The organism is Dinoroseobacter sp. PD6 (assembly GCF_028807315.1).
Classification (GTDB): Bacteria; Pseudomonadota; Alphaproteobacteria; order Rhodobacterales; family Rhodobacteraceae; genus Dinoroseobacter; species Dinoroseobacter shibae.
In genome coordinates this window covers 1-23977 of record NZ_JARAMN010000017.1, presented here as the reverse complement: position 1 = coordinate 23977, position 23977 = coordinate 1, and the positions used below count along the sequence as shown (strand labels likewise).

The 23977-nt window shown below is 64.4% G+C and carries 19 protein-coding genes and 1 pseudogene; 18 read left to right on the top strand and 2 right to left on the bottom strand.

The features are described from left to right. The first annotated feature begins 3 nt into the window (after positions 1-3). From PVW48_RS19775 to PVW48_RS19705, 15 genes are all read left to right on the top strand, one after another. Complete coding sequence (locus PVW48_RS19775) at positions 4-3129, top strand: efflux RND transporter permease subunit (protein ID WP_274582667.1); 3126 nt, start codon at positions 4-6, stop codon at positions 3127-3129. Between the two features lie 60 nt (positions 3130-3189). Beyond that, positions 3190-4173 carry an SDR family oxidoreductase gene (locus PVW48_RS19770; protein ID WP_274582666.1) on the top strand — a complete coding sequence of 328 codons (984 nt, stop codon included), beginning with the start codon at positions 3190-3192 and terminating at the stop codon, positions 4171-4173. Between the two features lie 37 nt (positions 4174-4210). Then, positions 4211-5065: an SDR family oxidoreductase gene (locus tag PVW48_RS19765; RefSeq protein ID WP_274582665.1), complete on the top strand. Its 855-nt coding sequence runs from the start codon at positions 4211-4213 to the stop codon at positions 5063-5065. Between the two features lie 2 nt (positions 5066-5067). Continuing rightward, positions 5068-6648, top strand: a complete 1581-nt coding sequence (locus tag PVW48_RS19760) for an alpha-amylase family glycosyl hydrolase (RefSeq protein ID WP_012187284.1) — start codon at positions 5068-5070, stop codon at positions 6646-6648. Between the two features lie 5 nt (positions 6649-6653). After that, a complete protein-coding gene (locus PVW48_RS19755; protein WP_274582663.1) occupies positions 6654-7163 on the top strand; it encodes an MgtC/SapB family protein in 510 nt (169 codons plus the stop codon). Between the two features lie 77 nt (positions 7164-7240). Next, on the top strand, positions 7241-7963 hold the full coding sequence (locus PVW48_RS19750) for a gluconate 2-dehydrogenase subunit 3 family protein (RefSeq protein WP_274582662.1): 723 nt from the start codon (positions 7241-7243) through the stop codon (positions 7961-7963). Continuing rightward, positions 7956-9740, top strand: a complete 1785-nt coding sequence (locus PVW48_RS19745) for a GMC family oxidoreductase (RefSeq protein WP_274582660.1) — start codon at positions 7956-7958, stop codon at positions 9738-9740. Before PVW48_RS19750 ends, PVW48_RS19745 begins: the two co-directional genes overlap by 8 nt. Positions 9741-9755: 15 nt before the next feature. Further along, entirely contained in the window at positions 9756-10571 is an 816-nt protein-coding gene (locus PVW48_RS19740) for a c-type cytochrome (protein WP_274582658.1), read from the top strand. A gap of 67 nt (positions 10572-10638) precedes the next feature. Next, positions 10639-11076 (top strand): c-type cytochrome, encoded by a 438-nt coding sequence (locus PVW48_RS19735; protein WP_274582656.1) that lies wholly within the window; start codon positions 10639-10641, stop codon positions 11074-11076. Beyond that, the gene (gene coxB / locus PVW48_RS19730; protein ID WP_274582654.1) at positions 11076-12113 is read left to right on the top strand and encodes a cytochrome c oxidase subunit II; all 1038 of its coding nucleotides are present in this window, start codon (positions 11076-11078) and stop codon (positions 12111-12113) included. The genes PVW48_RS19735 and coxB overlap by 1 nt, the downstream gene beginning before the upstream one ends. Then, positions 12110-14671, top strand: a complete 2562-nt coding sequence (ctaD, locus tag PVW48_RS19725; RefSeq protein ID WP_274582653.1) for a cytochrome c oxidase subunit I — start codon at positions 12110-12112, stop codon at positions 14669-14671. Before coxB ends, ctaD begins: the two co-directional genes overlap by 4 nt. Continuing rightward, on the top strand, positions 14668-14997 hold the full coding sequence (locus PVW48_RS19720) for a hypothetical protein (RefSeq protein ID WP_012187276.1): 330 nt from the start codon (positions 14668-14670) through the stop codon (positions 14995-14997). The genes ctaD and PVW48_RS19720 overlap by 4 nt, the downstream gene beginning before the upstream one ends. A 16-nt stretch (positions 14998-15013) precedes the next feature. Then, a complete protein-coding gene (locus tag PVW48_RS19715) occupies positions 15014-15733 on the top strand; it encodes a cytochrome c oxidase assembly protein (protein ID WP_274582651.1) in 720 nt (239 codons plus the stop codon). 22 nt (positions 15734-15755) lie between these two features. Then, a complete protein-coding gene (locus tag PVW48_RS19710; protein ID WP_274582650.1) occupies positions 15756-17381 on the top strand; it encodes a flavin monoamine oxidase family protein in 1626 nt (541 codons plus the stop codon). Further along, entirely contained in the window at positions 17378-17809 is a 432-nt protein-coding gene (locus tag PVW48_RS19705; RefSeq protein WP_274582649.1) for a c-type cytochrome, read from the top strand. The genes PVW48_RS19710 and PVW48_RS19705 overlap by 4 nt, the downstream gene beginning before the upstream one ends. Before the next feature lie 4 nt (positions 17810-17813). On the opposite strand, the gene PVW48_RS19700 is transcribed toward PVW48_RS19705, so the two are convergent. After that, positions 17814-18431: an HdeD family acid-resistance protein gene (locus PVW48_RS19700; RefSeq protein WP_274582648.1), complete on the bottom strand. Its 618-nt coding sequence runs from the start codon at positions 18429-18431 to the stop codon at positions 17814-17816. 245 nt (positions 18432-18676) lie between these two features. Next, entirely contained in the window at positions 18677-20251 is a 1575-nt protein-coding gene (locus PVW48_RS19695) for a phospholipase D family protein (protein WP_274582647.1), read from the bottom strand. A 176-nt stretch (positions 20252-20427) separates the two neighbouring features. Here PVW48_RS19695 and PVW48_RS19690 point away from each other — a divergent pair, with 176 nt between their 5' ends. The 3 genes and pseudogenes from PVW48_RS19690 to PVW48_RS19680 all read left to right on the top strand — a co-directional run bounded on the left by PVW48_RS19690 (position 20428) and on the right by PVW48_RS19680 (position 23414). Next, on the top strand, positions 20428-21837 hold the full coding sequence (locus tag PVW48_RS19690) for an MATE family efflux transporter (RefSeq protein WP_274582646.1): 1410 nt from the start codon (positions 20428-20430) through the stop codon (positions 21835-21837). Beyond that, on the top strand, positions 21824-22402 hold the full coding sequence (locus PVW48_RS19685) for a YqaA family protein (protein ID WP_274582645.1): 579 nt from the start codon (positions 21824-21826) through the stop codon (positions 22400-22402). Before PVW48_RS19690 ends, PVW48_RS19685 begins: the two co-directional genes overlap by 14 nt. Before the next feature lie 256 nt (positions 22403-22658). Continuing rightward, positions 22659-23414: pseudogene (locus PVW48_RS19680) on the top strand (IS5 family transposase). The last annotated feature ends 563 nt before the right edge of the window (positions 23415-23977 follow it).

The window sequence follows — 23977 nt, the reverse complement described above, 5'->3', positions numbered from 1 at the left end:
GCGATGGCGCGTCTGATCCGTTGGTTTCTGACCAATCCCGTGGCCGCGAACCTCGCGATGGTGGCCTTGGTCCTAGCGGGTCTCACCGCTGCACTGAACCTGACTGTTCGGACCTTCCCTGAAATCAACACCGGCGCAATCAATGTGACAGTGGTCTATCCCGGCGCCACCCCGGCAGAGGTCGCCGACAGCATCCTGGTGCCGATCGAAGAGCAGGTCACGGGCCTCGCCGGGATCCGCAGCATCGACGCCACCGCCACTCGCGGGCGCGGGACGGTTACAGTGCAACTGACACGCGCCGCCGATCCACGCATGGTCAAGGACGATATCGACAACGCCGTCGCGCGCATCACGACCTTTCCCGAAGCCGCGGAATCCCCCCGGGTGACCGAGGTGGAACCGACCGAGGTAGCGGTCGAGCTGGCTCTGTTCGGGACCGCGGACCGCAAGACGCTCAAGGCGCTGGCAGAAATCGTCCGCGCAGACCTGACCGGCATGGACGGGATCAGCCAGGTCACGGTCAAAGGGGTCGCCCCCGACCAGATCGAGATCGCCGTGCCCCGCGCAACACTCGAAGCTTACGCCATCGGCCTGACCGCCCTTGCCGACCGGATCGCAGGGGCGAGCATCGACCTGTCGGGCGGCGAGATCGACACCGGTGCCTCGACCGTGCAGGTCCGTGTCTCGGGCGAGGCGCAAACGGCAGACGCCCTGCGGGACACGGTGGTCTTTACCAGCGACACGGGCGCGCGCGTGCGCTTGGGGCAGATCGCAACCATCCGCGACGGCTTGACCGAGGATGCCACGCTGGCCACCATCGAGGGGCAGCCGGCGGTGTTCCTGAGTGTCGAGCGCACGGGCACCGAACAGGTTCTGCAAATCACCGACGCCGTGACACGCTATACCGAGCAAACCCTGCCCGAGCGCCTGCCCCCCGGGGTCGAAGCCACGATCTGGCGCAACAACGGTGCGCAGCTGCAGGGGCGTATCGACCTTCTGGCCAAGAATGGTGGGATCGGCGCGGTGCTGATCCTCATCGTGCTGGCGCTGTTTCTCGACCTGCGCATCGCAGCCTGGGCCGCGGGCGGTGTGGCAATCACCTTTGCCGGGGCGTTCGTGCTGATGCAGGCCTTCGGCGTTGCCATCAGCCAGCTTTCGCTCTTCGGTTTTATCCTCGCCCTCGGGATTGTGGTCGATGACGCCATCGTGGTGGGCGAGAACACCTATTCCGAATTGGAAGGCGAGGGCGACCCCGATCGCGCAGCGGAGCGGGGCATCCTGAGCGTCTGGCGCGCCATCCTGTTTTCGGTCAGCACCACGGTGCTTGCCTTCACGCCGCTGTTGCTCCTGCCGGGGGCGTCGGGCTCCTTTATCGGCCCCGTAGCCGCGGTGGTGATCTTCGTGCTGTTGCTGTCGCTGTTCGAAAGTTTCTTCATCCTGCCCCGGCACCTGTCGAACATCCGGCTCACCCCACCCCGCCGGTTTTCGCCGCGGCGTGTGACAGACGGCCTGCGCAGGCGCGTGGATCGCGGGTTCCGGCGCTTCACCGACGGGCCGCTAGACCGTGCCGTGCGCTTTGCCATCTGCCATCCGGTCGTCATCGTCGCCGGCTGCCTCGTCAGCTTGATCCTGACCGTCGGGCTGGTCCAGGGCGGCAAGGTCCGGTTCGAGTTCTTCCCCCGCATCGAAGGAAACTTCGTGACCGCCGAGTTGCGCATGCCCGACGGCACCAGCGAGGATGCAACCTTGCAACGGGCGCTCGACATCGCGGGCGCCGCCCGCGACGCCGCCGACACCCTCGGGGCGGATGTACTGGAGCGCACGGGCATCACGATTGGCTTTTCCACCGGCGGCGGGCCTGGTCAGGGCGGCACAAGCTCTGGCAGCACCGCAAACATCTCGGCCCAACTGGCCGATGCCGCGACGCGCGATATCACAGCCGCGGCCTTCACCGACGCCTGGCGCGAGCAGGTGGGCGAGGTGGCGGGAGCGCGAGAATTGCTGTTCTCGTCCAGTCTTGTCGGCGTCGGTGCACCGATCGCACTTGAGGTCGCCGCCGAGGACGATAGCGCCCGGCAAGCAGCGGTGGACCGCATCACCCAAGCCCTGCGCGGGCGCGAAGGCGTCCGTGATCTGCGCGACGACAGCGCCAGCACCGCGCAGGAGCTGGTCATCACCCCCCGCGCCGATGCCGCGACCTTCGGGATCAGCGAGACCGCCATCGCGCGCGAGTTGCGCGCCGCTTTCTACGGGGTCACCATCGACCAATTCGCCCGGAGCCGCGAAGAGGTCGATATCCGCCTGCGCCTTGCGCTGGAAGATCGCGATGCCGTCGCCGACTTGCGACGCCTGACCATCCCCGGCCCCGAGGGCGATATCCCGCTCGAACGGCTGGTTGAGATCGACCAGAAGCCCGCCGCAACCTCGATCACCCGTGCAGACGGGCGCACAGTCACGACGATCATGGCGGATGTGAACACTGGCCTTACAACCGGCGGGGCCGAGACCGAATGGGTTCTTTCGCAGATCGTGCCAGACCTGCGAGCGGATTTCCCCGGCCTCGAAGTCACCGCCGGCGGCGAGCAGGAAGAGGCGGGCCGCTTTTCCAATTCGCTGACACAGAATTTCGGACTGGCCCTGTTCGGTATCTACGCGGTGCTGGCCCTTGCCTTCGGCAGTTACCTCCGGCCCCTGATTGTTCTGCTGGTTCTGCCATTCGGTTTCGTGGGCGCGGTGTTGGCCCATGCGGCCCTGGGCATGAACCTGACCTTGCTGAGCATGTTCGGCATCATCGGCCTGTCGGGCGTGGTGGTAAATGGGGCCCTTCTGATCGTGGATTTCATACTCGCCGAGGAGGCCAGGGGCACCGACCCGAACGAGGCCATCCGGCGCGCCACGCTGCGGCGGTTCCGACCCATCACGTTGACGACACTGACCACCTTTCTCGGGGTCACGCCGCTGATCCTGGAAACATCGGTGCAGGCGCAGTTCCTGATCCCCACGGCCGTCTCGCTCGGCTTCGGCATCCTGTTCTCCTCCGTCCTTTTGATGCTGTTGGTCCCCGCCTATGCCTCGCTTTTCGCCGCAGGCAGGGCCCGCATGCAGACCGGCACCCCCCAACGCACATGACCGCGGGAACCCACGGTGGCCCGGAACCGTTGACCCCGCAAGCAGCCACAGGAGCTTCAGATGACACAGTCGAAAATCGCCGTCGTCGCGGGCGGTAGCGCCGGCGTCGGTCGGGCCACCGTCGAGAAACTGATTGCCGAAGGCTACAAGGTCGGCGTGCTGGCAAGGGGCGAGGACCGGCTGGCCGAGATGGAGGAAACCTACGGCCCACAGGTCATGACCCTGCCCTGCGATGTCAGCGACGCCGCCCAGGTGTCCCGCGCCGCCACCTTGATCGAGGAAGGGCTCGGGCCGATCGACCTGTGGATCAACTGCGCGATGCTGACCAGTTTTTCGCCCTTCACCGAGATGAAGGATGACGAATTCCGCGCCATCGTCGACACCACTTTCATGGGTGTCGTAAACGGCACGCGCGCCGCACTGGCGCAGATGGAGCCGCGCGGGCGGGGTCAGATCGTGACCTTGGGCTCGGGACTGGGGTACCGGGCGGTGCCGTTCCAATCGGCTTACTGCGCCTCGAAACATGCGATCAACGGCTTCGTCGCCTCAGTGCGGTCCGAACTGATCCGCAAGAATGCCGGGATCACCATGAGCCTCGTGCAACTGCCCGCCCTCAACACGCCGCAATTCGACTGGGCCCGCAACCGGTTGGAGACCGCGCCGCAACCCGCGCCGCCGATCTATCAGCCCGAGGTGGCCGCCGATGCGGTAATGAGGGCCGTCCACAAAGGGTCGCGCGAGTTGTTTGTCGGGGCCTCCGTTCTGCAACTGGTCTTCGGCAACATTTTCTTGCCGGACTACCTCGACAAGAAAATGTCCACCAGCGGCGCAGAAATGCAGAAATCCGACCGCGACGCACAGGGAACCTCGGATGACAACCTGCACGGCCCGGTCGACAGCATCCCAGCCAGCGCGCACGGCAGCTATGGCGAAAGGGCAAAAGCCAGCGGCCTGATCGTAGATGCCGATCTGGCCCGGCTCGCCGTGTTCGGCGGCCTGATCATTGGCACCGCCGTGCTGTCGCGGTTGCTACCGAGGCGCTGAGCCTTTTCCGAAACACTTCTCCGAAAGGACTTATCCCATGTCCAAGCACACCGACATTCCCGCACAATCGCAAGACGCGATGCCTGCCCATGAATACAAGATGGATCCGCCCCCCGACTACATGCCGCGCCACCCCGGCGTCGGCAAGCTCGAGGGCAAATGCGCCATTATTACCGGCGGCGACAGCGGCATCGGACGGGCCGTTTCGGTCCTCTTCGCGCGTGAAGGCGCCGAGGTCGGAATCATCTACCTCGATGAGGACCGCGACGCAAAAGAGACCGTCCGCCTGATCGAGAACGAAGGAGCCACGGGCCACGCCGTGCAGGCTGATATCGGCGACCGCGCACAAGCTTTCGATGCTGTCCGAGAGCTGGCCGAAAAGATGGGCGGCATCGACATTCTCGTGAACAATGCTGCCCAGCAATGGCTGGAGACCGAACTCGATGACGTTACCGAGGATCATCTGCGCCGGACATTCGACAGCAACGTCATGGGGTATTTCTTTTGCACCCAGGCGGCGGCGGACCACCTGCCCGAGGGCGGCGCCATTATCAACACCGCCAGCGTCAACGCCTTCAAGGGCAACGCCGCGTTGATCAGCTATTCGTCCACCCGCGGCGCGATCACGGCCTTCAGTCGCTCCATCGCATCGCAATTGGTGAGCAAGGGCATCCGGGTCAACTGCGTGGCGCCTGGCCCGATCTGGACACCATTCATCCCCGGCACCATGCCGGCCGAAAAGGTCGAAGGCTTCGGATCGCAAGTACCCATGGAGAGACCGGGACAGCCTTGGGAGGTCGCGACCTCCTACCTGTTTCTCGCCAGCAGTGACGGGTCGTATTTCACGGGCCAGACCCTGCACCCCAACGGCGGCATGATCGTGGGCAGTTGAACATGCCGCGACGCGGGCCGTGGCCCGAAAACCCCGTCATTTATCAGGTCTACCCCCGGTCGTTCCTTGACACGACCGGGACGGGGGAAGGCGATCTGCCGGGGGTGACCCGGCAGCTCGATTACATTGCCGGCCTCGGGGTGGACGGCATCTGGCTTTCGCCCTTCTATCCCTCGCCGTTCTGCGACGGGGGGTATGACATTGCCGATCATTGCGCCGTCGACCGGCGGTTCGGCACCCTCGACGATTTCGATGCGCTGGTGGCGCGGGCCCATGATCTGGACCTGCGTGTGATGATCGATCTGGTGCTCAACCACACGTCGGACACCCATGACTGGTTCGCAAAATCGCTGGCCCGTGAAGAAGGCTTCGAGGATGTCTACATCTGGGCGGACCCGTGCAAGGACGGCAGCCCGCCCTCGAACTGGCTGTCGTTTTTCGGAGAGGCCGCTTGGCGCTGGCACCCGCAACGTGCGCAATACTGCCTGCACAAGTTTCTGCCCTGTCAGCCCTGCCTGAACCATTACAACGACCGCGTGCACGAACGGCTGAACCGGATCACGCGGTTCTGGCGCGACCGTGGCGTCGATGGCTTCCGCTATGACGCGGTAACGAGCTTTTTCTATGACCCCGGGTTTCGCGACAATCCCCCCGCGGCCGAGGCCGAAGCGGCTCTGATCCCCGGGCCATCCAACAATCCATATACCTTCCAGGAGCATATTCACGACGTGCTGCCCAACGAATGCGCTGCCTTCGCGGAAACCCTGCGCGAGATGGCAGGCCCCGACGCCTACCTTCTGGGGGAGATCAACAACGGCCCCCGTTCGGTCGAAGTCACGTGCAAGTTCACCGGCCCCGATCGACTTGACGCCGGCTATGCGATCGACTTGCCGGAACGCGGGCCCAGCACGGAGGTACTGCGCGACCTTCTCACCCGGCTGGAGGATGCTGAAGGATGGACCTGGTGGCTCAACAGCCATGACCAGAAACGCGCGGTCTCGTCCTTCGGCGATGGCGGGGCAGCGGATGCGAAGATGCTCGCAGCGTTCCTTTGCGCGCTGCCCGGCCCCCTCTTGCTGTTTCAGGGCGAGGAACTGGGGCAGCCACAGGCAGAGCTCGAAAAGGTCGAGCTGACCGATCCTTATGACCTGATGTATTGGCCCGACTCGGTGGGTCGCAACGGCGCCCGCGCGCCCATGGCCTGGGACGACACGCAGCCCGCATGCGGCTTCAGCAAAGCGGTGCCGTGGCTACCTATGGCGCGGGCGGAACAGGGCGGCGTGGCACAGCAGGAGGCCGACCCGGCCTCGGTTCTCGCCTTTTACCGCGATGCGCTTGCCCGGCGGCGTGACCTGGGGCTTGCCGAGGCCACGATGGAACTCGAAGACGCGCCTGATGCCTGCATTCGGTTCCGGCTGCGCGTTGGGACGCTCGTTGTGCAGGTGGCCGCCAACATGTCCGGCGCGCCACAAGACCTCGCACCCAGACAGGGTGCAAAACGGATCTTGCAGACCAAGCCCCCCGCGCCGGGCAGCAACCTTCCGCCCCGCAGCGCTGCCTGGTGGCTGTTGGAGAAAGGCTAGCCAACGTGGGTCCGATCATCCAGGAGCTGACTGCATTGACCACCCTCCCCTGGCAGGTCGTGCTGCTGCGGCTTGCCGGGGCGCTGGTCTTGTGCGGTCTGATCGGCTTGGAACGGGAGACCAAGAGCCGCCCGGCGGGCCTGCGCACCCATATGCTCGTCGGGCTGGCGGCAGCGCTCTACTGCCTCATCATGCTGGAAGTTTTGGCCAATATGGACAGCTACAGCGACCGGGTGTCGAGCGATCCCTTGCGCCTTGTCAATGCGGTCACCAACGGTGTCGCGTTCCTTGCCGCCGGGATGATCGTTTTCAGCCAGGGCAAGGTGCGGGGCATTACCACGGGCACCAGCCTCTGGCTGGCCGCCGCCATCGGACTCAGCGTCGGATTCGGGTTTTGGATGATGGCGGTCGCGACCACCTTGCTCGCCTTGCTCGTCATCCGTGTCTTGAAGCTGGGCGAGGTCCGTACGGCTGGCGGCGACAGCGATCAAGCATCAGACACCGGAACGAATTGATCGCAGATCGGGTTTTTTCGGGAACCGAGCCGTAATTTTTGGCGTTGCCCCTGCAACAAATGCCAATGGGGCGTTCCATGACACACATCTTTTCACGTCGTGCAATCTTGCAGTCTGCCGGGGCCAGCGGTGTCGCAGCCGCGATCGGTCTTTCCGGCACTCCGCGCCATGCCTTCGCCCAGGCAGACGCCCGGCCATGGGCGATCCTGACGGACACGCAAGCCCGCTGGCTTGCCGCCGCATGCGATGTGTTCATCCCCGAAGACGACTACCCGAGTGCCAGTCAGGCCGGGGTTGTCGACTTCATAGACCTGCAGATGGCCACGGATTACGGCCAGGGCGCGGGTCTCTACCTGCAAGGCCCCTTCCCCGCAGGCACGCCCGAGCAAGGCTGGCAACTCGACATGACGCCCGCCGAGCTTCTTCTGGGCGGCATTGACGCCCACATCGCCGAGGGCCCCGCGCTCTTCGATCTTGAAGAGACTGGCCGCGCCGATGCGATCCGGGCGCTGTCCGAGCGCACGCAACCCATCGGCGGCGGCACCCCGGCCACCGATTTCTTCACGCTGCTCCACAGCCTCACCAACGAAGGCTATTTCGCCGACCCGATACATCTGGGGAATTACGAGTATGCTGGCTGGCGGATGGTCGGCTTTCCCGGGGCGCATGCCTATTACACCGAGCGCGTGGATGACGCCTCGATCTCCACGCCACCACCGCCCATGGGCATTGCGCACCAACCAAATGGCCGATCGACCCCGCCGCGGCCCATTCCGCAGGGGGGCCGCGCCGATGGCTGAGCGTCGTTTACCCAAAACCGATGTCGTGATCGTGGGCGGCGGCTGGACCGGCCTGACCGCCGCTTACGAGTTGGCCCATGCCGGCCAACGCTGCGTCGTGCTGGAACGCGGGCACCACCGCCACGATGCCACGTCCTTCGGCAGTCCGGAGGAGCATGACGAGCTGAAATATGCCCTGCGCTACGGCCACATGCAGGACGTCAAGAAAGAGACCCTGACCTTCCGCAACTCACGCGATCAACGCGCGCTCCCGATGCGGCGGCTGGGATCTTTCCTGCCCGGCACTGGGCTGGGCGGCGCGGGCATCCACTGGAACGGCCAGATCTGGCGCCCCCTGCCTTCGGACTTGGAAATGCGCAGCAATTACGAGGACCGCTACGGCAGCCAATTCATCCCCGACGAACTGAGCATCCAGGACTGGGGTGTCACCTATGACGAGCTGGAACCGCATCTCGATTTCTTCGAGAAGATCTGCGGCGCTGCCGGGGCCGCTGGTAACCTGCGCGGCGAGCGTCAGGTAGGCGGCAACCCTTTCGAGGGGCCGCGCAGCGACGGCTACCCCAACCCGGCGATGAAACAACCCATTTCGAACACCAAGTTCGGTCGCGCCGCCGAGCGGATGGGTCTGAACCCTTTTCCGATGCCCTCGGCCAACGTGACCCAAGCCTATGAAAATCCTTACGGCGCGCAGCTGCATCCCTGCACCTACTGCGGCTTTTGCGAGCGGTTCGGTTGCGGCTATTTCGCCAAGGCCGACCCGATCATCTGCGTCTATGACCGGATCAAGGATCACGAGAATTTCGAGATCCGCTTCGATGCGCAGGTCCTGCGCGTCACCAAATCACAGGACGGTCAGACCGCCACCGGGGTCATCTACCTCGACGAGGACGGGGTAGAGGTATTTCAACCTGCCGATACGGTCTGCCTGAACGCCTACAGTTTGTGGAACGTGCACCTGATGCTGGTGTCGGGCCTGGGCACGCCCTACGATCCCGAAACGCGGCAGGGCACGGTCGGGCGCAACTACAGCTATCAGACCATCGCCGCGATCGACGCGTTCTTTGACGAGACCGTGCAGACCGACCCGTTCATGGGGGCGGGCGCGCTCGGTATCGTTGTCGACGATTTCAACGGCGATAACTTCGATCATTCCGACCTGGGCTTCGTCGGCGGCGGCTATATTGCCTGCAAACAGTATCACGGCCGCCCGATCAGCTACCAGCCCGTGCCCGAAGGCACGCCCCCCTGGGGTGCCGAGTGGAAGGCCGCGGTGCGCGAGAACTACACGCGACATGCGGACCTGGTGATCCACGGCTCCAGTGTGTCGACACCCGAGAACTACCTCGACCTCGACCCGACCTGGACCGATGCCTATGGGCGCCCGCTTCTGCGGATGACCTTCAACTTCCCCGACAACGACCGGCGCATGTCGGATTACGTGATGAACCGCGCGGTCGAAATCGCGCAGGAGATGGACAATGTCACCTCCGTCAGCTCCGTGAACCTCGCAGCCGAGGGCAAGAACTACTCCATCGTCCCCTACCAGACGACGCACAACGTCGGCGGCGCGGTCATCGGCACCGACCCTGAAACCTCGGTCGTCAACCGCTACGGTCAGATGTGGGACCACCACAACGTCTTCGTTTTCGGGGCCTGCCTCTTCCCGCAGAACCTCGGCTACAACCCCACCGGTCCGCTCATGGGGCTCGCGTATTGGACGCTTGAGCACATGAAGCGCGACTACCTCCCCAATCCCCGCCCCCTGATGGACGCCTGAGAAAGGACTGCACCCATGCCCCGCCTCAACAGCCCCTTTGTAATCACAACCGCTTTCGCCGTTGTCGGTATTGGCGTCTTTGCCCTGAACGCGCAGGACTATGAGACCGACCCCGGTATCAAGGCGCTGGAAGCACGGCTGGAAGACGACAGGGTGCTTTTCAATGTCGAGGTTCAGCGAGAGGTCACCGATGACCTGCTGGAACTGGGCCGACTGGTCGCCATGGGCGGGGCCGAGGCGGGCGGTTCCGGCATGGCGTGCATCGCTTGCCACGGGGCAGAGGGGATGGGCGACGGGTCCGGCGCTTTTCCGCGCATCGCCGGGCAATCGGGATGGTACCTCTACAAACAGCTGATCGACTACGCCTCCGGCGCGCGGCCCAACAAGGTGATGTCGGGCGTCGCTCAGCGCCTGACCGAACGCGAGATGGAGGCCGTCTCGGCCTATTACGCGGCCATTGATGCCCCCTTCCGCCCCGTGATCGGCGATATCGAACCGGAATTGCTTCAATGGGGCGGACAATTGGGCGCGGTGGGGTCCGCCGAGCGGGGCATCCCCGCCTGCGTGAATTGCCATGGACCCAGCGGCATGGGCAACCCGCCCTCCGTTCCCTACCTCGCCGGGCAATACGCCAATTACATGACCCATCAACTGGAGCTATGGGCAGAGGGCGTGCGCGACAATGACGCGATGAACGTGATGTCTTCCATCGCAGAAAAGATGTCGTCCGAAGACATGCGCGCCGTCAGTGAATACTACGCCCGCGTCCGGCCCGCCGGTGCCGGCGCCGAGGTTGCGGTCAACGTCGACATGACCGTCGACACCGAGTGATCCGCCTATGCGCCCCACAGCCACATATGCAACGGTTCTGGCCCTGTTCTCCCTTGCGGTCGCCGCGATGGCTTGGTCAGCCCTGCGTCCCGAGAACAGCCCCGGCCACGCTCTCGCCACGACCACATCCGCGGCCTTCAGCGACCTTGCCGCCTGGTTTCGCAGCGGCCCGGCCGATGGTCAGCCGGACTGGGAAGCCGCAGCGCGCAACGTCTATGGCGCCGATGCGTCGCACGGCGCGCAGCTCATGGTCCTGCACGGCTGCGGTGCCTGCCACACCATACCCGGCGTGACCGGCGCCGATGGCTCGGTCGGACCTGACCTCGGTGGGCTGGCCGACCGCGCCTATGTGGGCGGCGTTCTGCCCAACGAGCCGGGCGGCTTGGTCCGCTGGCTTGTCAATCCGACCACGTATGCGCCGAACACGGCCATGCCCGACCTTGGCGTGACCGAAGCCGAGGCACGTGACATGGCAGCGTACCTCTTCACGTTGCGAGGCGAGTGATGGACGAAGATCTCGACATTCTTGGCGAGCGCAGTGTGCGGGACGTCATGGGCCAGGCCCCGGATCTCGACACGTCAGCCGAAGATGCTGCGCTCGAAAGCTTGGGGGATCGCAGCGCCCTCGACATCTGGAATTCGCAATCCGCGCTGGAACCAAGCGGGCTGGGTGCCGCCGCCGCCTATGACCTGACAATCGGCATGGTCGTGGGCCTCGGGGCGGTGTTCGTGGTCGTGATGGCGATCGCCTGGTTCGCATGGCACAGCAAACGCCCAGCAGGCCATTGGTGGGTGTGGACCGGCGGCGTGATCACGCCGCTCATAGCAATCTCGACCGTGATGGTGGCGTCGACCGCTGCCCTTGTGGCGACGACGCGGCCCGCACCCGACGCACTGGTGATCGAGGTGACCGGCTATCAGTTCTGGTGGGATGTGGTCTACGATCCGGACGGGACACCGTTGCGGGACGCCAATGAATTGATCCTGCCCGAGGGTCGCCCGGTCACCCTGCGTCTGAACTCCAACGATGTGATCCATTCCTTCTGGGTGCCCTCGATTTCGGGCAAGATGGACATGATCCCCGGACGCACCAACACTCTGACGATAACCGCGACCGAAACCGGCCAGTTCCGCGGCCAATGCGCCGAGTTCTGCGGGTTGTCCCACCCGAAAATGGCATTCGAGGTAACGGTCCTGCCCCCCGAGGCCTTCGACAAGTGGCTTGCCACCACGCGCGGCGCGGCGCGCGACGTGGCCCGACCCGCGCAAGCCGAGGGACGCGAGGTTTTCCTGAGCGCCGGCTGTGCCGCCTGTCACGAAATCCGCGGGGTCGCAGAAGGTGGGCGGCTGGGCCCCGACCTGACCCGTCTGGGCGCGCGCGCCAGCCTCGGCGCGGGCATGTGGCGCATGAACCAGGGCAACGTCGCAGGCTGGATCGCCGATGTGCAGGACATGAAGCCCGGCGCGCAAATGCCCTCCTACAACCACCTCAGCGGTCCGGATCTGCGCAACCTGTCCGCTTACCTCGTGAGCCTGCAATGACCGACACCTTCCCCCAGCCACGGGGCGCCGAGCCGCCCAGCCCGCAGCCGGAGGCACGCAAGCCCGCCTATGACGTTGCCCCGAAGGGCGAGATGGGCAAGGATTTCGAAGGCATCTGGGAACAGCCCTCCGGCATTCGCGTCCTGTCCGCGGTCAGCCACCGGGCGGTGGGCAAGCGTTTCCTGATCACCGGGTTCATCTTTTTCCTGATCGCCGGGGTCTTCGCGCTCCTGGTGCGCCTTCAGCTGATGGTGCCTGAAAACACCTTCCTGAGCAGCGAAACCTACAATCAGCTGTTCACCATGCACGGGACCATCATGATGTTCCTGTTCGCGATCCCGATGTTGGAAGGGTTTGCCGTCTATCTGATCCCGCTGATGATCGGCGCGCGGGACCTGGTGTTTCCACGCCTCGGCGCCTTCGGCTATTACTGCTACCTCTTCGGCGGCATCATCGTGCTGTCGTCCTTCCTGTTCGACGCGGCTCCGGATGGCGGGTGGTTCATGTATGTGCCGCTGTCGACCTCGGCCTATACCGAAGGGCTCAGCGCGGATTTCTGGCTGATCGGGATCACCCTGGCCGAGATCGCAAGCGTCACCGCGGCGGTCGAGATCATCGCCGCTATCCTGTGTTCCCGCGCGCCGGGCATGAGCCTGACCAAGATGCCGATCCTGATGTGGTATCTCCTGGCCACGGCCTTCATGATCGCGATTGCCTTTCCGCCGCTGATCATCGGCTCGATCCTGCTGGAGGCAGAGCGCCTGCTGGGTCTGCCGTTCTTCGACCACACCTTGGGGGGCGATCCGCTCCTGTGGCAGCACCTGTTCTGGCTGTTCGGCCACCCGGAAGTCTATATCATCTTCCTGCCGGCGGCCGGCATGGTGGCCACAATGCTGCCGACCTTCGTGGGCAAGCCGCTCTTCGGCTACGGCTTTGCCGTCGCGGCGGTGGTGACGATGTCCTTCCTGAGTTTCGGGCTCTGGGCGCATCACATGTTCGCAACCGGCCTGCCGATCCTGTCGCTGTCGTTGTTCTCCGCGGCCTCAACCATGGTCGCCGTGCCGACAGGTGTGCAGATCTTCTGCCTCATCGCCACGCTCAGCCAAGGCAAGCCGCGCCTGACCGTACCGATGCATTTCATACTGGGCTTTCTGTTCATCTTCGTCATGGGTGGCATGACGGGCGTCATGGTGGCGGCGGTGCCGTTCAACCTGCAAGCGCATGACAGCTACTTCGTGGTGGCGCATCTGCATTACGTGTTGATCGGCGGAATGGTGTTCCCGATGTTCGGCGCGCTGTACTACTGGGTGCCCCATTTCACCGGCCGCATGATGTCCGAGCGGTTGGGCAAATGGGCCTTCTGGCTCATGTTTTCCGGCTTCAACCTGGCCTTCTTCATGATGCACCTGACGGGGATGCGCGGCATGCCGCGGCGGGTCGCGACCTATCCCGAAGGCATCGGCTGGGACCGGCTCAACATGCTGTCGACCATCGGCGCCTTCATTCTCGCCGCCGGGATCGCGCTGTTCATCTGGGATTTCTTCCGCCACCGGCGCGTCGGGCCACGGGCGGGGCGCAATCCATGGGGCGCGAGCACGCTGGAATGGCTCTATGAACCGGTCGCGCCCGGCTACAACTTCCGCGCCATCCCGCGCATCACCTCGCGCGAGCCGCTTTGGGATCAACCGGAACTGTCCGAGACGCCCGGCGCAGAGGTGCGCGGCGCCCTGCGCGACTACCCGGATCACCGGCGCGAAACACTGGGCTGCCACATCGTCACGGGCGAACCGTTGCAGATACTGCGCCTGCCGCACCCGACATGGTTCCCGCTGACCGCGGCCTTGGGCCTTGCGCTGCTCTTCGGCGCCACCCTCGCCTCGGTCTACTGGCTCTGCGCGGTCGGGGCGGGCATCGCGCTGATCGGCTTCGCCGGCTGGGCATGGGAGCCTTCGGACAGCGGTGTCGACCGAGACATCGGCATCGAGGGACTGCGCCTGCCGGTCAATGCGATCGACAAGCAAAGTCACCTGCATGTGGGTCTCGTCGGAACGATCATGATCCTCTTTGCGCTGTTTTTCTCGCTGCTCTTCGCGGGGCTCTACCTCTGGAACACGCAACCGATCTTTGCCGAGGCGACCCAGCGCCCCGCGCGCATCTTCGCCCTTCTCGCGCTCGGCCTGTCGGTCGTTGTCTTCGCGCTTAGCTGGATGGTCGGACGGGCCCACGCGCGCGCATCGCTCTGGATCACCGGAAGCCTCAATATCCTGCTGGCCGCCTGCCTGATCGGGCTGACCATGTGCTTTGGCCTTGCCCTCCTGCCCATCGACCCCTGGAGCACGGCTTTCGCCGCCGTCGGATGGGCGATAGGCGCCTATCTCACGGCCCTGATATCCGTGGCGCTCTTCTGGACGGTGTTCAACGCTCTGCGCAAGGCCGTGGGCGCCACCAAGCCCGGTCAGGGCCTGCCCGACATGCTGCTTGGCAGCTTCGGCAAAGCCACCGCCACCATGGCGCTGATCACCGCCATCGCCTTCCTGTTCGCGGGGACGCCACAATGACCACGAACCTCTTTCGCATCGCCACGCCCATTACGCTGTGGGCGATCCATTTCATCGCCATCTATGCGCTGATCTCGGCCGCTTGCTCGCCGCGCGGGTTGCTGGGGCCGGATACCATGGCTGCCGTCGCGGCGCTGGTGACCGGTACGATCGCGGTTGCGATCCTCGTGCTGCTGATCCTGTCCGGCCGCGGCATGAGGCGCGTCGGGCCCGACGGTCCGGAATTGCCGCTCGCGCAAGCGGCCTGGTGGTCGGCGCTGATCTCGTTCCTGGCGGTTCTTGCCAACGTCTGGCCCATTCTGCGCGTGTCGGGCTGTACGGGCTAAAAACAAGGAGAACACTATGGACACCTACGTCCCCTTCTGCGGCGCCCCGCCCATACCAGCCGAGCTCTGGAGCCGCTGGACCCTTGACCCGTACCTGTTGTCCGGGCTCGCATTGGCCGGGCTCGCCGGATTTGTCCTTCTGAAGGACAAGGCACGCTTCGGGCTTGCCTGGGGCCTTGTCGGCCTGCTCTTCGTCTCGCCGCTCTGTGCGGCCTCCATCGCGCTTTTCTCGGCCCGCGTCGGCCAGCATATCCTGCTGACGCTCGTCGCCGCGCCGATCCTGGCCGCGGCTCTGCCAAGGATGCGCCTGCCCGCCCTGCCCTGCGCGATCCTGTTCGCGGTGCTGTTCTGGGTTTGGCACGCGCCCGGCCCCTATCAGGCCACGCTCGAGAGCGATCTGGGCTACTGGTCCATGCATCTGAGCCTTTTCGGGTCCGCCACCCTGCTCTTTGCGGCGATGCGCGCGCGCCCACACATGGCGCTCGGCGCCGCGGCGCTGACCGGCGCACAGCTGACGGTCTACGCCTCGATGCTGACCCTTGCACCCGTCGCCTGGCACGACTGGCACCTGGCCACGACCCTCAACTACGGGCTGACCGCCCTGGCCGATCAGCAACTCGCAGGAGCCCTGATGTGGGTGGCGGGCGGGGCGCTGTTCTTGACCTCCATCGCTTCCCTGGCCCTGCGGTTCTTCAAAGAGACACCGCCCGGGCCGACCCCTGCGCAAACCCGCTGACCCCCGCAAAAGGAGACCAGCCATGCAAGACGACCCCCGGTTTCAAATGTCCCGCCGCGACCTGCTTCAGCTGATCGGTGTTGCCGGCGGCGCCAGTGCCATGATGGGCGCAATGACCACGATGGGCCATAGCCTGCCCTCGCCCTATGACGGCCCACCGGCCCTCGAAGGCGCCCCCCAGGGCGAAAAGGCCCTCGTGCTCGGCGCTGGCCTTGCGGGCATGGTCGCGGCCTATGAGTTGCGGCGCGCGGGCTACGAGGTCGAAATCCTCGAATACCAGAGCCGCGCGGGCGGCCGTTGCTGGACGCTCAAGGGCGGCGACAGCTTCCGTGAGCTTGGTGGATACGAGCAGACCTGCAACTTCAGCCAAGGCCAATACATCAACATCGGCCCCTGGCGCATCCCGCACCACCACCGCGCGGTACTGGATTACTGTCAGCGCCTCGGGGTAGAGCTTGAGATCTTCGTGCAGGAGGACCAGAACGCCTTCCTGCACTCCCCCAACGCGTTCGGCGGCAAGCCCCAGCGATACCACAACATCTGGGCCGATTACGTCGGCGGCATCACCGAGATGCTGGCCAAAAGCGTGAACCAGGGCGCCTTCGCCGACCAGATCACCACCGAGGACGCCGAGATGCTACTTGAAAGCCTCAAGTCCTTCGGGGTGCTCGACAGCCAGTATCGCTATACCGAGCGGCTGGAGGTCTCGAGCTATCGCGGCTACCCCAATTCAGGCGCCCCGGGCGGCGGGCTTCTCGACGCCGCCCCCACGCCGGAAAAACCCATTGAGCTGAAAGACATCCTCGACAGCCGGTTCTGGCAGTACCTGCGCAATCACACGACCTATCGCCACCACGCACCGATGTTCCAGCCCAAGGGCGGGATGGAGGAGATCGCCCATGCCTTCGAACGCGAGGTCGGCGATCTGATCACCCACAACGCGCGGGTCACCAGGATCATGCAGGACAGCGCAGGCGTCACCGTCGAATGGAGCGAGACGGGCGCCGACGGCAAGGACCATCGATCAACCGGCGATTGGTGCGTCTGCACGATCCCCTTCACGGTGCTCAGCCAGATCGAAATCGATGTCGCCGCCGACATGCGCGCGGCCATGCGCGAGTTGCACTATCACGAGTCGGTCAAGGCCGGCTTCGAAATGAAGCGTCGCTTCTGGGAACAGGATCTCGCGATCTATGGCGGCATCACCCTGACCGACCTGCCGATCGCCGAGATCGGCTATCCCTCGAACGAAATGCACTCGACCGGACCGGGCGTGTTGCTGGCCGCGTATGTCTATGGGCCTCAGGCCTATGCCTACAACTCCATGTCGCCCGAAGAACGGATAGAGAGCATCCGCAACCAGTTGGAGATCATTCACCCCCAGGCAGCCGAGGAATTCAGCTCCGGTGTCGCGCTGAGCTGGCACCGTGTGCCCTGGATGCTGGGGTGCTATTCGAATTGGGACACCCGCGACGAAAGCTACCGTGCCGCGGCCCGGGTCGACCGGCGGATCGTCTGTGCGGGCGAACATCTGAGCTACCTGCCCGGTTGGCAGGAAGGCTCGATCCTGTCTTCGCTCGACGCGATCCGGCGCCTGAACGACGTGGCCGCCTCGGGCCTGTATTCCACGCAAGGAGGCAACCAATGAACCCGTTTCGTATCACGACCCTGGCCGTCGGCTGCATCACGGCTGCGACGGCGCTATTTGCCCAAGGCAATCCCGAACGACACGAGTCGACCGAGGCCCTTTCGGCAAGCACGGACGGCTTCCTCGTGAACAGCGGTGAAGAGATCTACATGGTCGCCTGCGCCGGCTGCCACCAGCCGCAGGGCCAAGGCGCTTTGGGCGCCGCACAATACCCGACCCTCGCGGCCAATCCGCGGCTGCAAAGCGCGCGCTATCCGGCCTGGATCGTGGTGAACGGCATGGGTGCGATGCCTGCCTTCAACGATTGGCTGAGCAACGAGCAGATCGTCGAAGTCGTCACCTATATCCAGCAGAACCTCGGCAACCGCTATGACAGCAGCCTGACGCCCGAGGAGGTCCAGAACCTGCGCGACGCGCCATCGCCATGATCCCTCAGCCCACCTCTTGCGGGTCGGCGGCGGTCCACCTGCCCGCGCGAACGGCATAGGCGATCAACAACGCCCCCCACAGCATCAGGTCCACGCCCAACACGACCCCCAGCACCCAGGTCGCGCTGAACGGCAGACCGAACCACAAGAGCAGCGCGACCGCAATGGACAGCACACCGGTGCCGATCATCCAGCCGCCCCCGTCGCGCACCATGCGCGCGCCGTAATAGACGCGCAGCAGACCGCTCGCGGCAAACCACGCGATCACGAGCGTCGTGAGGGCGAAAATCCCCGCGATAGGCTGCAAAAAGATCATGATGCCGACAAGAATAGACAGCAGCGCCAAGGCAAAGGCAGCGGCCACGTGCCATCCTTCGTGACGGCGAAACGCGGTAAACAATCCCGCGAACCCGCTGGCGATAAGCGCAGCACCAGCCACGATTGCCGCCGTCAAGGTGCCCAGCAACGGCATGGCAATCGCAATGACCCCAGCAAGGATCGACACGCCGCCCACGATGTACAGAAGCCACCGGTTCGACCCGGCCTCGCGCCCGGCCACGAACGCCTGGCGTTCGGCGGCATTGGGCGCCTCGGTGGTGTGTTCGGTTGCACCATTGGACATGAGCAAGATCCCTCTCTGAATGAACAAGCGTCTCTTGGGCGAATGCCCAAACCGCCGCCCGGGTTCCAAAAGTGCCAGGTGTCCAGACTGACCGTTGGCCTGTTTGCTGATGAAATGGGGGGACACGCCTTAACGTGCAATCGCTCACCTGAACGGCGAAACAGGGGCGCGACCGATGCACGTGGGGGGCGGTCGCCGCGCTTGGACAGAAGAATTGTGGGAACACCAGCGTTCAGAACTGAGCGTCAGACGAGCGCATCCGGCACACCGGGCACCCATCGTCCAAACGCACGCGCCCGTTCAGGGTCATAGGGCACGAGAAAACCCTGCCGAGCCGAGGGCTTGGCTTGCAAATTGCGCATCGCTCGCTTGCGCCATTCCGCGACAGCAGTGTCAGGGGCGAGGAAAGCTTCGGGCGCATCCTCTCCATACCAATGGCTGAAGGTCCGCCTTTGCAGGTGGGCTACCATCTCGGGATCATCAAGCTCGAGCCCCGCCTCGGTATCCCAAGACAGGCTCCGCCCGTTGAGATTGGCCGAGGACACGATGGCCCGGGTGGTATCGAAGATCGCCAGCTTGGCATGCACGTAGATGATCGGCGATCCCGCAAGACAATCCCGCTTGCCGGTCTCATAAGCCTCGGGCCGCACCGGCGCACAAAAGATGCAATCCTCGCCGAAGGCCTGCTGCACCCGGTCAAAGGCGCGTACCTGCTGAAACTCGCCGAACTTCGCATCGCTCGAGGTTGCGCCATCAAAAGCCACATCCTCCGGCGCCCCGGGCAGCACCACGATGAGGTCGAGCGATGGCGCCTCCCGCTTGCGCTTGGCCAGTGCGTCCGCAATGCGAATGTCGCGAAAGAACTGCGTTTCGAGATAAATCAGATCCTCCGACGATTCAATACGCGCCAGATGCGCTTCCAGCAGCGTATTGCGCACGGGTTTTGGTCCCAGAAACGGGGTCGTCACCCGGTGCCGCCGCGATACGGTCGTCAAAAGCTCGGTCGCCGGAGGCGGGTCCCCACGACCGGCGGTGACCTTCAGGAACTGTTCGACATGGCTCTGGGCTTCGCGGGCCAGCGCACCTCCCTCCACCATGAGCTGCACGTCGTGCCATGTCTCATCGCGGCCGCGCTGATGATCGGGGTCGTCATAACGCCGCTCATCGAGGTCGAGCCCCCCGATATACACGGTCTTGCGGTCGAAGACGGCAAGCTTCTGGTGGTGCGTCACCGGCAACAGGTCCGCGGGCGGCCAACGCTTGGCACGGACAAACCCGTCGTCATCCTTCTCGACATGGCGCGCAAGACCCGGCAAATGCTCCAGCCGTCGGGCGCGCCGGTCGGGCGTATCCGCGTTCAGATCCTCGACCACCTCGGCCAGGCGGCGATAGACCCAAGGCCAGACAAGCACACGATGCGGGCGCCCCGCCCGGGCGGGATGCGCCGCACCCACCACGTCCAGACACGCCTGCGGGCCGGCGATTTCCGCCGCGGCCAGAAAGGCACGCATCGAATTCCATGTGTGATTGTGCAGGCGCGGGGCCATGATGGCATCGAAATCTGAGATCGCCATGTGGATCGCCACCCCACGGGACAGCGTGTGTTCGACCAGATCAAACCAGGTCTCGCCTATTGCCTTCGCGGCATCGCTGCGCAGTTTCGTGCGCAGGTCAAACACTCGAAAGCTCGCCCAGATCTCCGATGACGCTGCCAGAAAGGCACGTTCCAGCTCGGGAAATGCCTCGGCCGCCGTGATCAGCACCTGAACTCTGGCGTCGCTGTTCTCCGCCTGGTGCGAACGATCTTGTGACGTGAGCATTTGGTCGGTCCTTGGTCTTAATCATACGCGACGTTCCGATGATCAACCCCGCTGCACCCAAAGGGTTCCGCCCAACGCGCGCCGGGCGGAACCAACCGCGGCTCCAGGTGTTTGTCGGTAATGACTTGCGTCGATAACCCCCCTTCCCCGAACCGCCCCGCCGCACAGGCCACAGCATGAGCAGCCGCGACACCGACATGACCCAAGGGTCCGTGGGCGGCCTGCTCTGGCGCGTTAGTGCGCCAATGTCTCTCGGCATTCTGGGCGTCCTCATGGTGGGGCTCGCGGACGCGTTTTTCCTCGCGCGCGTGGGCGAGGTCGAACTGGCCGCTGTCGGCTTCGTCTATCCCGTCATCGTGGCCGTCAGCGCCTTTTCCATCGGGATGAGCGCGGGCGCGAACACCGTCCTGTCACAAGCCATCGGCCGCACCGAAAGCGGCAACAGTCTGGCGTGCCGGGCCCTCCATGCGGTCGGTTTCGGCGCTCTGATCGGCCTCGGCGCCGGGTCCGCCCTCTGGCTGGTCGCGCCGGTCCTGTTCACGGCCCTCGGGGCCAAGGGCGAAGTGCACGCAGCCATTCTGGCCTACCTGCCCTGGTGGGCCGCGAGCTTCCCGATCCTCGTGGTCACGATGATCCTGAACGCGGCCTTTCGCGCGGGGGGCGACGGGCTGACCCCATCGGCACTGATGGTTGCGACTGCGGTGGTCAACATCGCGATGACATCGCTCTTGGTGTTCGGCATCGGCACGATCGAGGGGCTGGGCATGGCCGGTGCTGGGATAGCGACCCTCGCGGCGCGCATGCTCGTTGGCGTTCTGGCACTGGGTATTGCCATTCGGCGCGGCACGATCGCCTTCGGCGCGCACACCGCCAGGGGCTTCACCCGATCCGTGCGCGACATCGCCGCCATCGGCCTGCCCGCCGCCGCATCCCGGGCCGTCAATCCGGCGGGTATGGCGCTCGTGACGGCCGCCGCCGCGACACTGGGCGATGCAGCGGTCGCAGGCTTCGGCGCCGCTGCACGGGTGCAGGCCCTTTGCCTCGTGCCGTTCTTCGCACTGTCAACGGGCCTTGCGCCGATCATCGGCCAGGCCTGGGGCGCCGACATGCAGGGCCGCGCCCGCCATGCGCTGCGCCTTTCGGTAGGTTTCGCCCTGGGCTACGGCCTTTGCGCGGCAATAGTCCTCTGGATTCTGGCGGATCCTATCGCACAGCTGATGACCGACGACGGCACGGCCGCCTCCTATACCGCGCAATACCTGACCATCGTCGGGTGGAGCCTTGGGGGATACGGCCTCGTGGTGACGGTGAACGCGGCTCTGACCGCACGGTCGAAACCCGGATGGGCGCTAGGGCTCAGCCTCACGCGGATCGGCGTGATCTACGTGCCACTCGCATGGCTCGGTGCCCTCACCCTCGGCTTCACCGGCATCCTTCTGGCCGCGGTCGCGGCAAACGTCATCGCCGCATGGCTCGGGACGGTATTTGCCCAGGCCAACAGCCTCCTGGCTCTGCGCGCCTTGCCCATCCGCGCCCCCAGCGACCGGCTCGCACACCTCAGGAGGAACCGCCATGCCCGGGGATAAGCGCGAAGCCTGGACCAAACGTCTGGCCCGCCACCGGACTGGCCTTGCCGCCATGTCCTTTGCCGAGAGCACTGTGGTCCCGATCCCGTTGGAGACAATCGTCGCACCGCTCATGGTCGGCGAGCATCGTCATGCGACCACCATCGCGCTGGCGATCTGGCTCGGCTGCCTTGCCGGGGCGACGCTGTTCTTCGGCCTCGGCGTCTGGCTGGCAGAGCCTGTCGTCCTGCCGATCCTCGACTGGTTGGGGCTGAGATCCACGTTCGAGAGCATTCTGGACGATCTGGGGCGCGACGGTCTGTTCTGGACGATCTTTCTTGTGTCCTTCTCACCCGCCCCGATGCAGATCGCGACACTGGGCGCCGGGGCGGCCCATGGCAATTTCCTGATCTTCCTCGCCGCCATCGCCAGTTCGCGGGGGCTGCGCTATTTCGGACTCGCGGTCTTGGCCAAGTTGTTCGGCCCCAAGATCGCCGAATGGAACATCCCGACGGGCCGCCTCGTGCTGGGCGCCGTGATTATCGGCGGGACTATCTGGGGCACCCTGCAAATGCTCGGGCGTTGATCACTCATGGGCAGCCTCTTGTCTGCACCAGCTATAAAGAACCTGATATTGAATGTGTGGTCGAACGCATCATTGCCCAATGGCCGCGTAGCATACCAAAAGACGCCATGACATAAGCGCCCGGAACAATACACCGATGAGTCAAACAGTTCTGAAGATCACGGTTGCCTTGATGTGAGCGTGTGAGCGGTAGGACCAGGATGCATTGATTGTCACTGCTTGCCGTGATTCACGGCTCGCAAAACGGAGCGGTGACATGAGCGACCTATTTTGGCTGACCGATGAGTAAATGGCCAAGCTTTCCCCTTATTCCCGAAGTCGCACGGCGAACCGCGGATCGGTTATCGGCGGGTGCAGAGTGGGATTATCTTCATCGGGTACAATCGGTGGTGCTGGCGGGGCGCATCGGGAGCCTACGGCGCGCATAAGACGCTTTACAGCCAGTGGAAGTGTTGGGAGTGAGAAAGGGATTTTCGCAAGGATCATGGTAGGCTTGGCTACCAAAAAACTGCGAGGAAAAGGCCGTGATGATCAACGCAACCTACCCGAAGCCACACCGCACAGCGGCCAACATGGTCGTCAAAAAGGGGGGCCTGGACGCCTGATCAGCCGCACCCAGGCCGGCATGAACAAGAAGCTACATGTAATGTGCGACAGCCAGGGCTGTTTACTCAACCTGTTCGTCGTCGCCGGACAGGTCAGCGATTAAAGCGGCGCGCGGGCATTGCTGAGCAGCCTGCCTGATGTCAACTGGCTACTTGAGGATTGCGGCTGTGACGCAGGCTAATTCCGCGATGCGATGAAAGACAAGGGGATAGGCGCATGCATCACCGGCCGGAAAAAACGCAAGAAGCCAGTGAAGTACGACAAGCGCAGATACAAGCGCCGCAATCGGATCGAAATCATGTTCGGGAGGTTGAAAGACTGAAGACGCGTGGCAGCCCGCTGTGACCGCTGCCCGAAGGTGTTCCCATCAACCATTGCCCTCGCCGAGACTGTTATCTATTTGTAATGACTACTGAAACTAACCCCAGCCTGCGCACGCCGCGCAATTTCGCCTGGCTCGCGATCTCGTCGACAGCCTACACAGCCCCGTACTGGATGCGCCCGGAAATCGCGAAAACCGGCTCGACAATTTGGCCGAAAGGGTATTCTGGCCATGGCCACGCTGTGGAAAATGGATTTCAACCGATCTTGAACCACGGGAACACGAGCCGGATTGCCCCGACATCGGGATCAACTCGATCAGTCTGCTGGGATGGCAGCGGGGATGGTTCGATGCCGAGGACATCAGAAGGGTCCTCGCGGGCTTCGACAATAGAACGCCACTGCCTTTCGCATCGTGCTCGTGCATCATCCGCTAGAACGCCTACGCGGCGAACGCAAACGATTGATGCGCGGCGCCAATGCCGCGGTCTCCGCATTGGCCGAACTCGGAACGGATATCGTCCTGACAGGCCACTTTAACACTTGGCGCGTAGACACTTTCGCTACAACGCCAAACGACGCCTCGGTGCTTCAACCCCATGCGAGGACAAGGTTATTTGATTGGTTGCGGGCGAGGAAGATGACTTC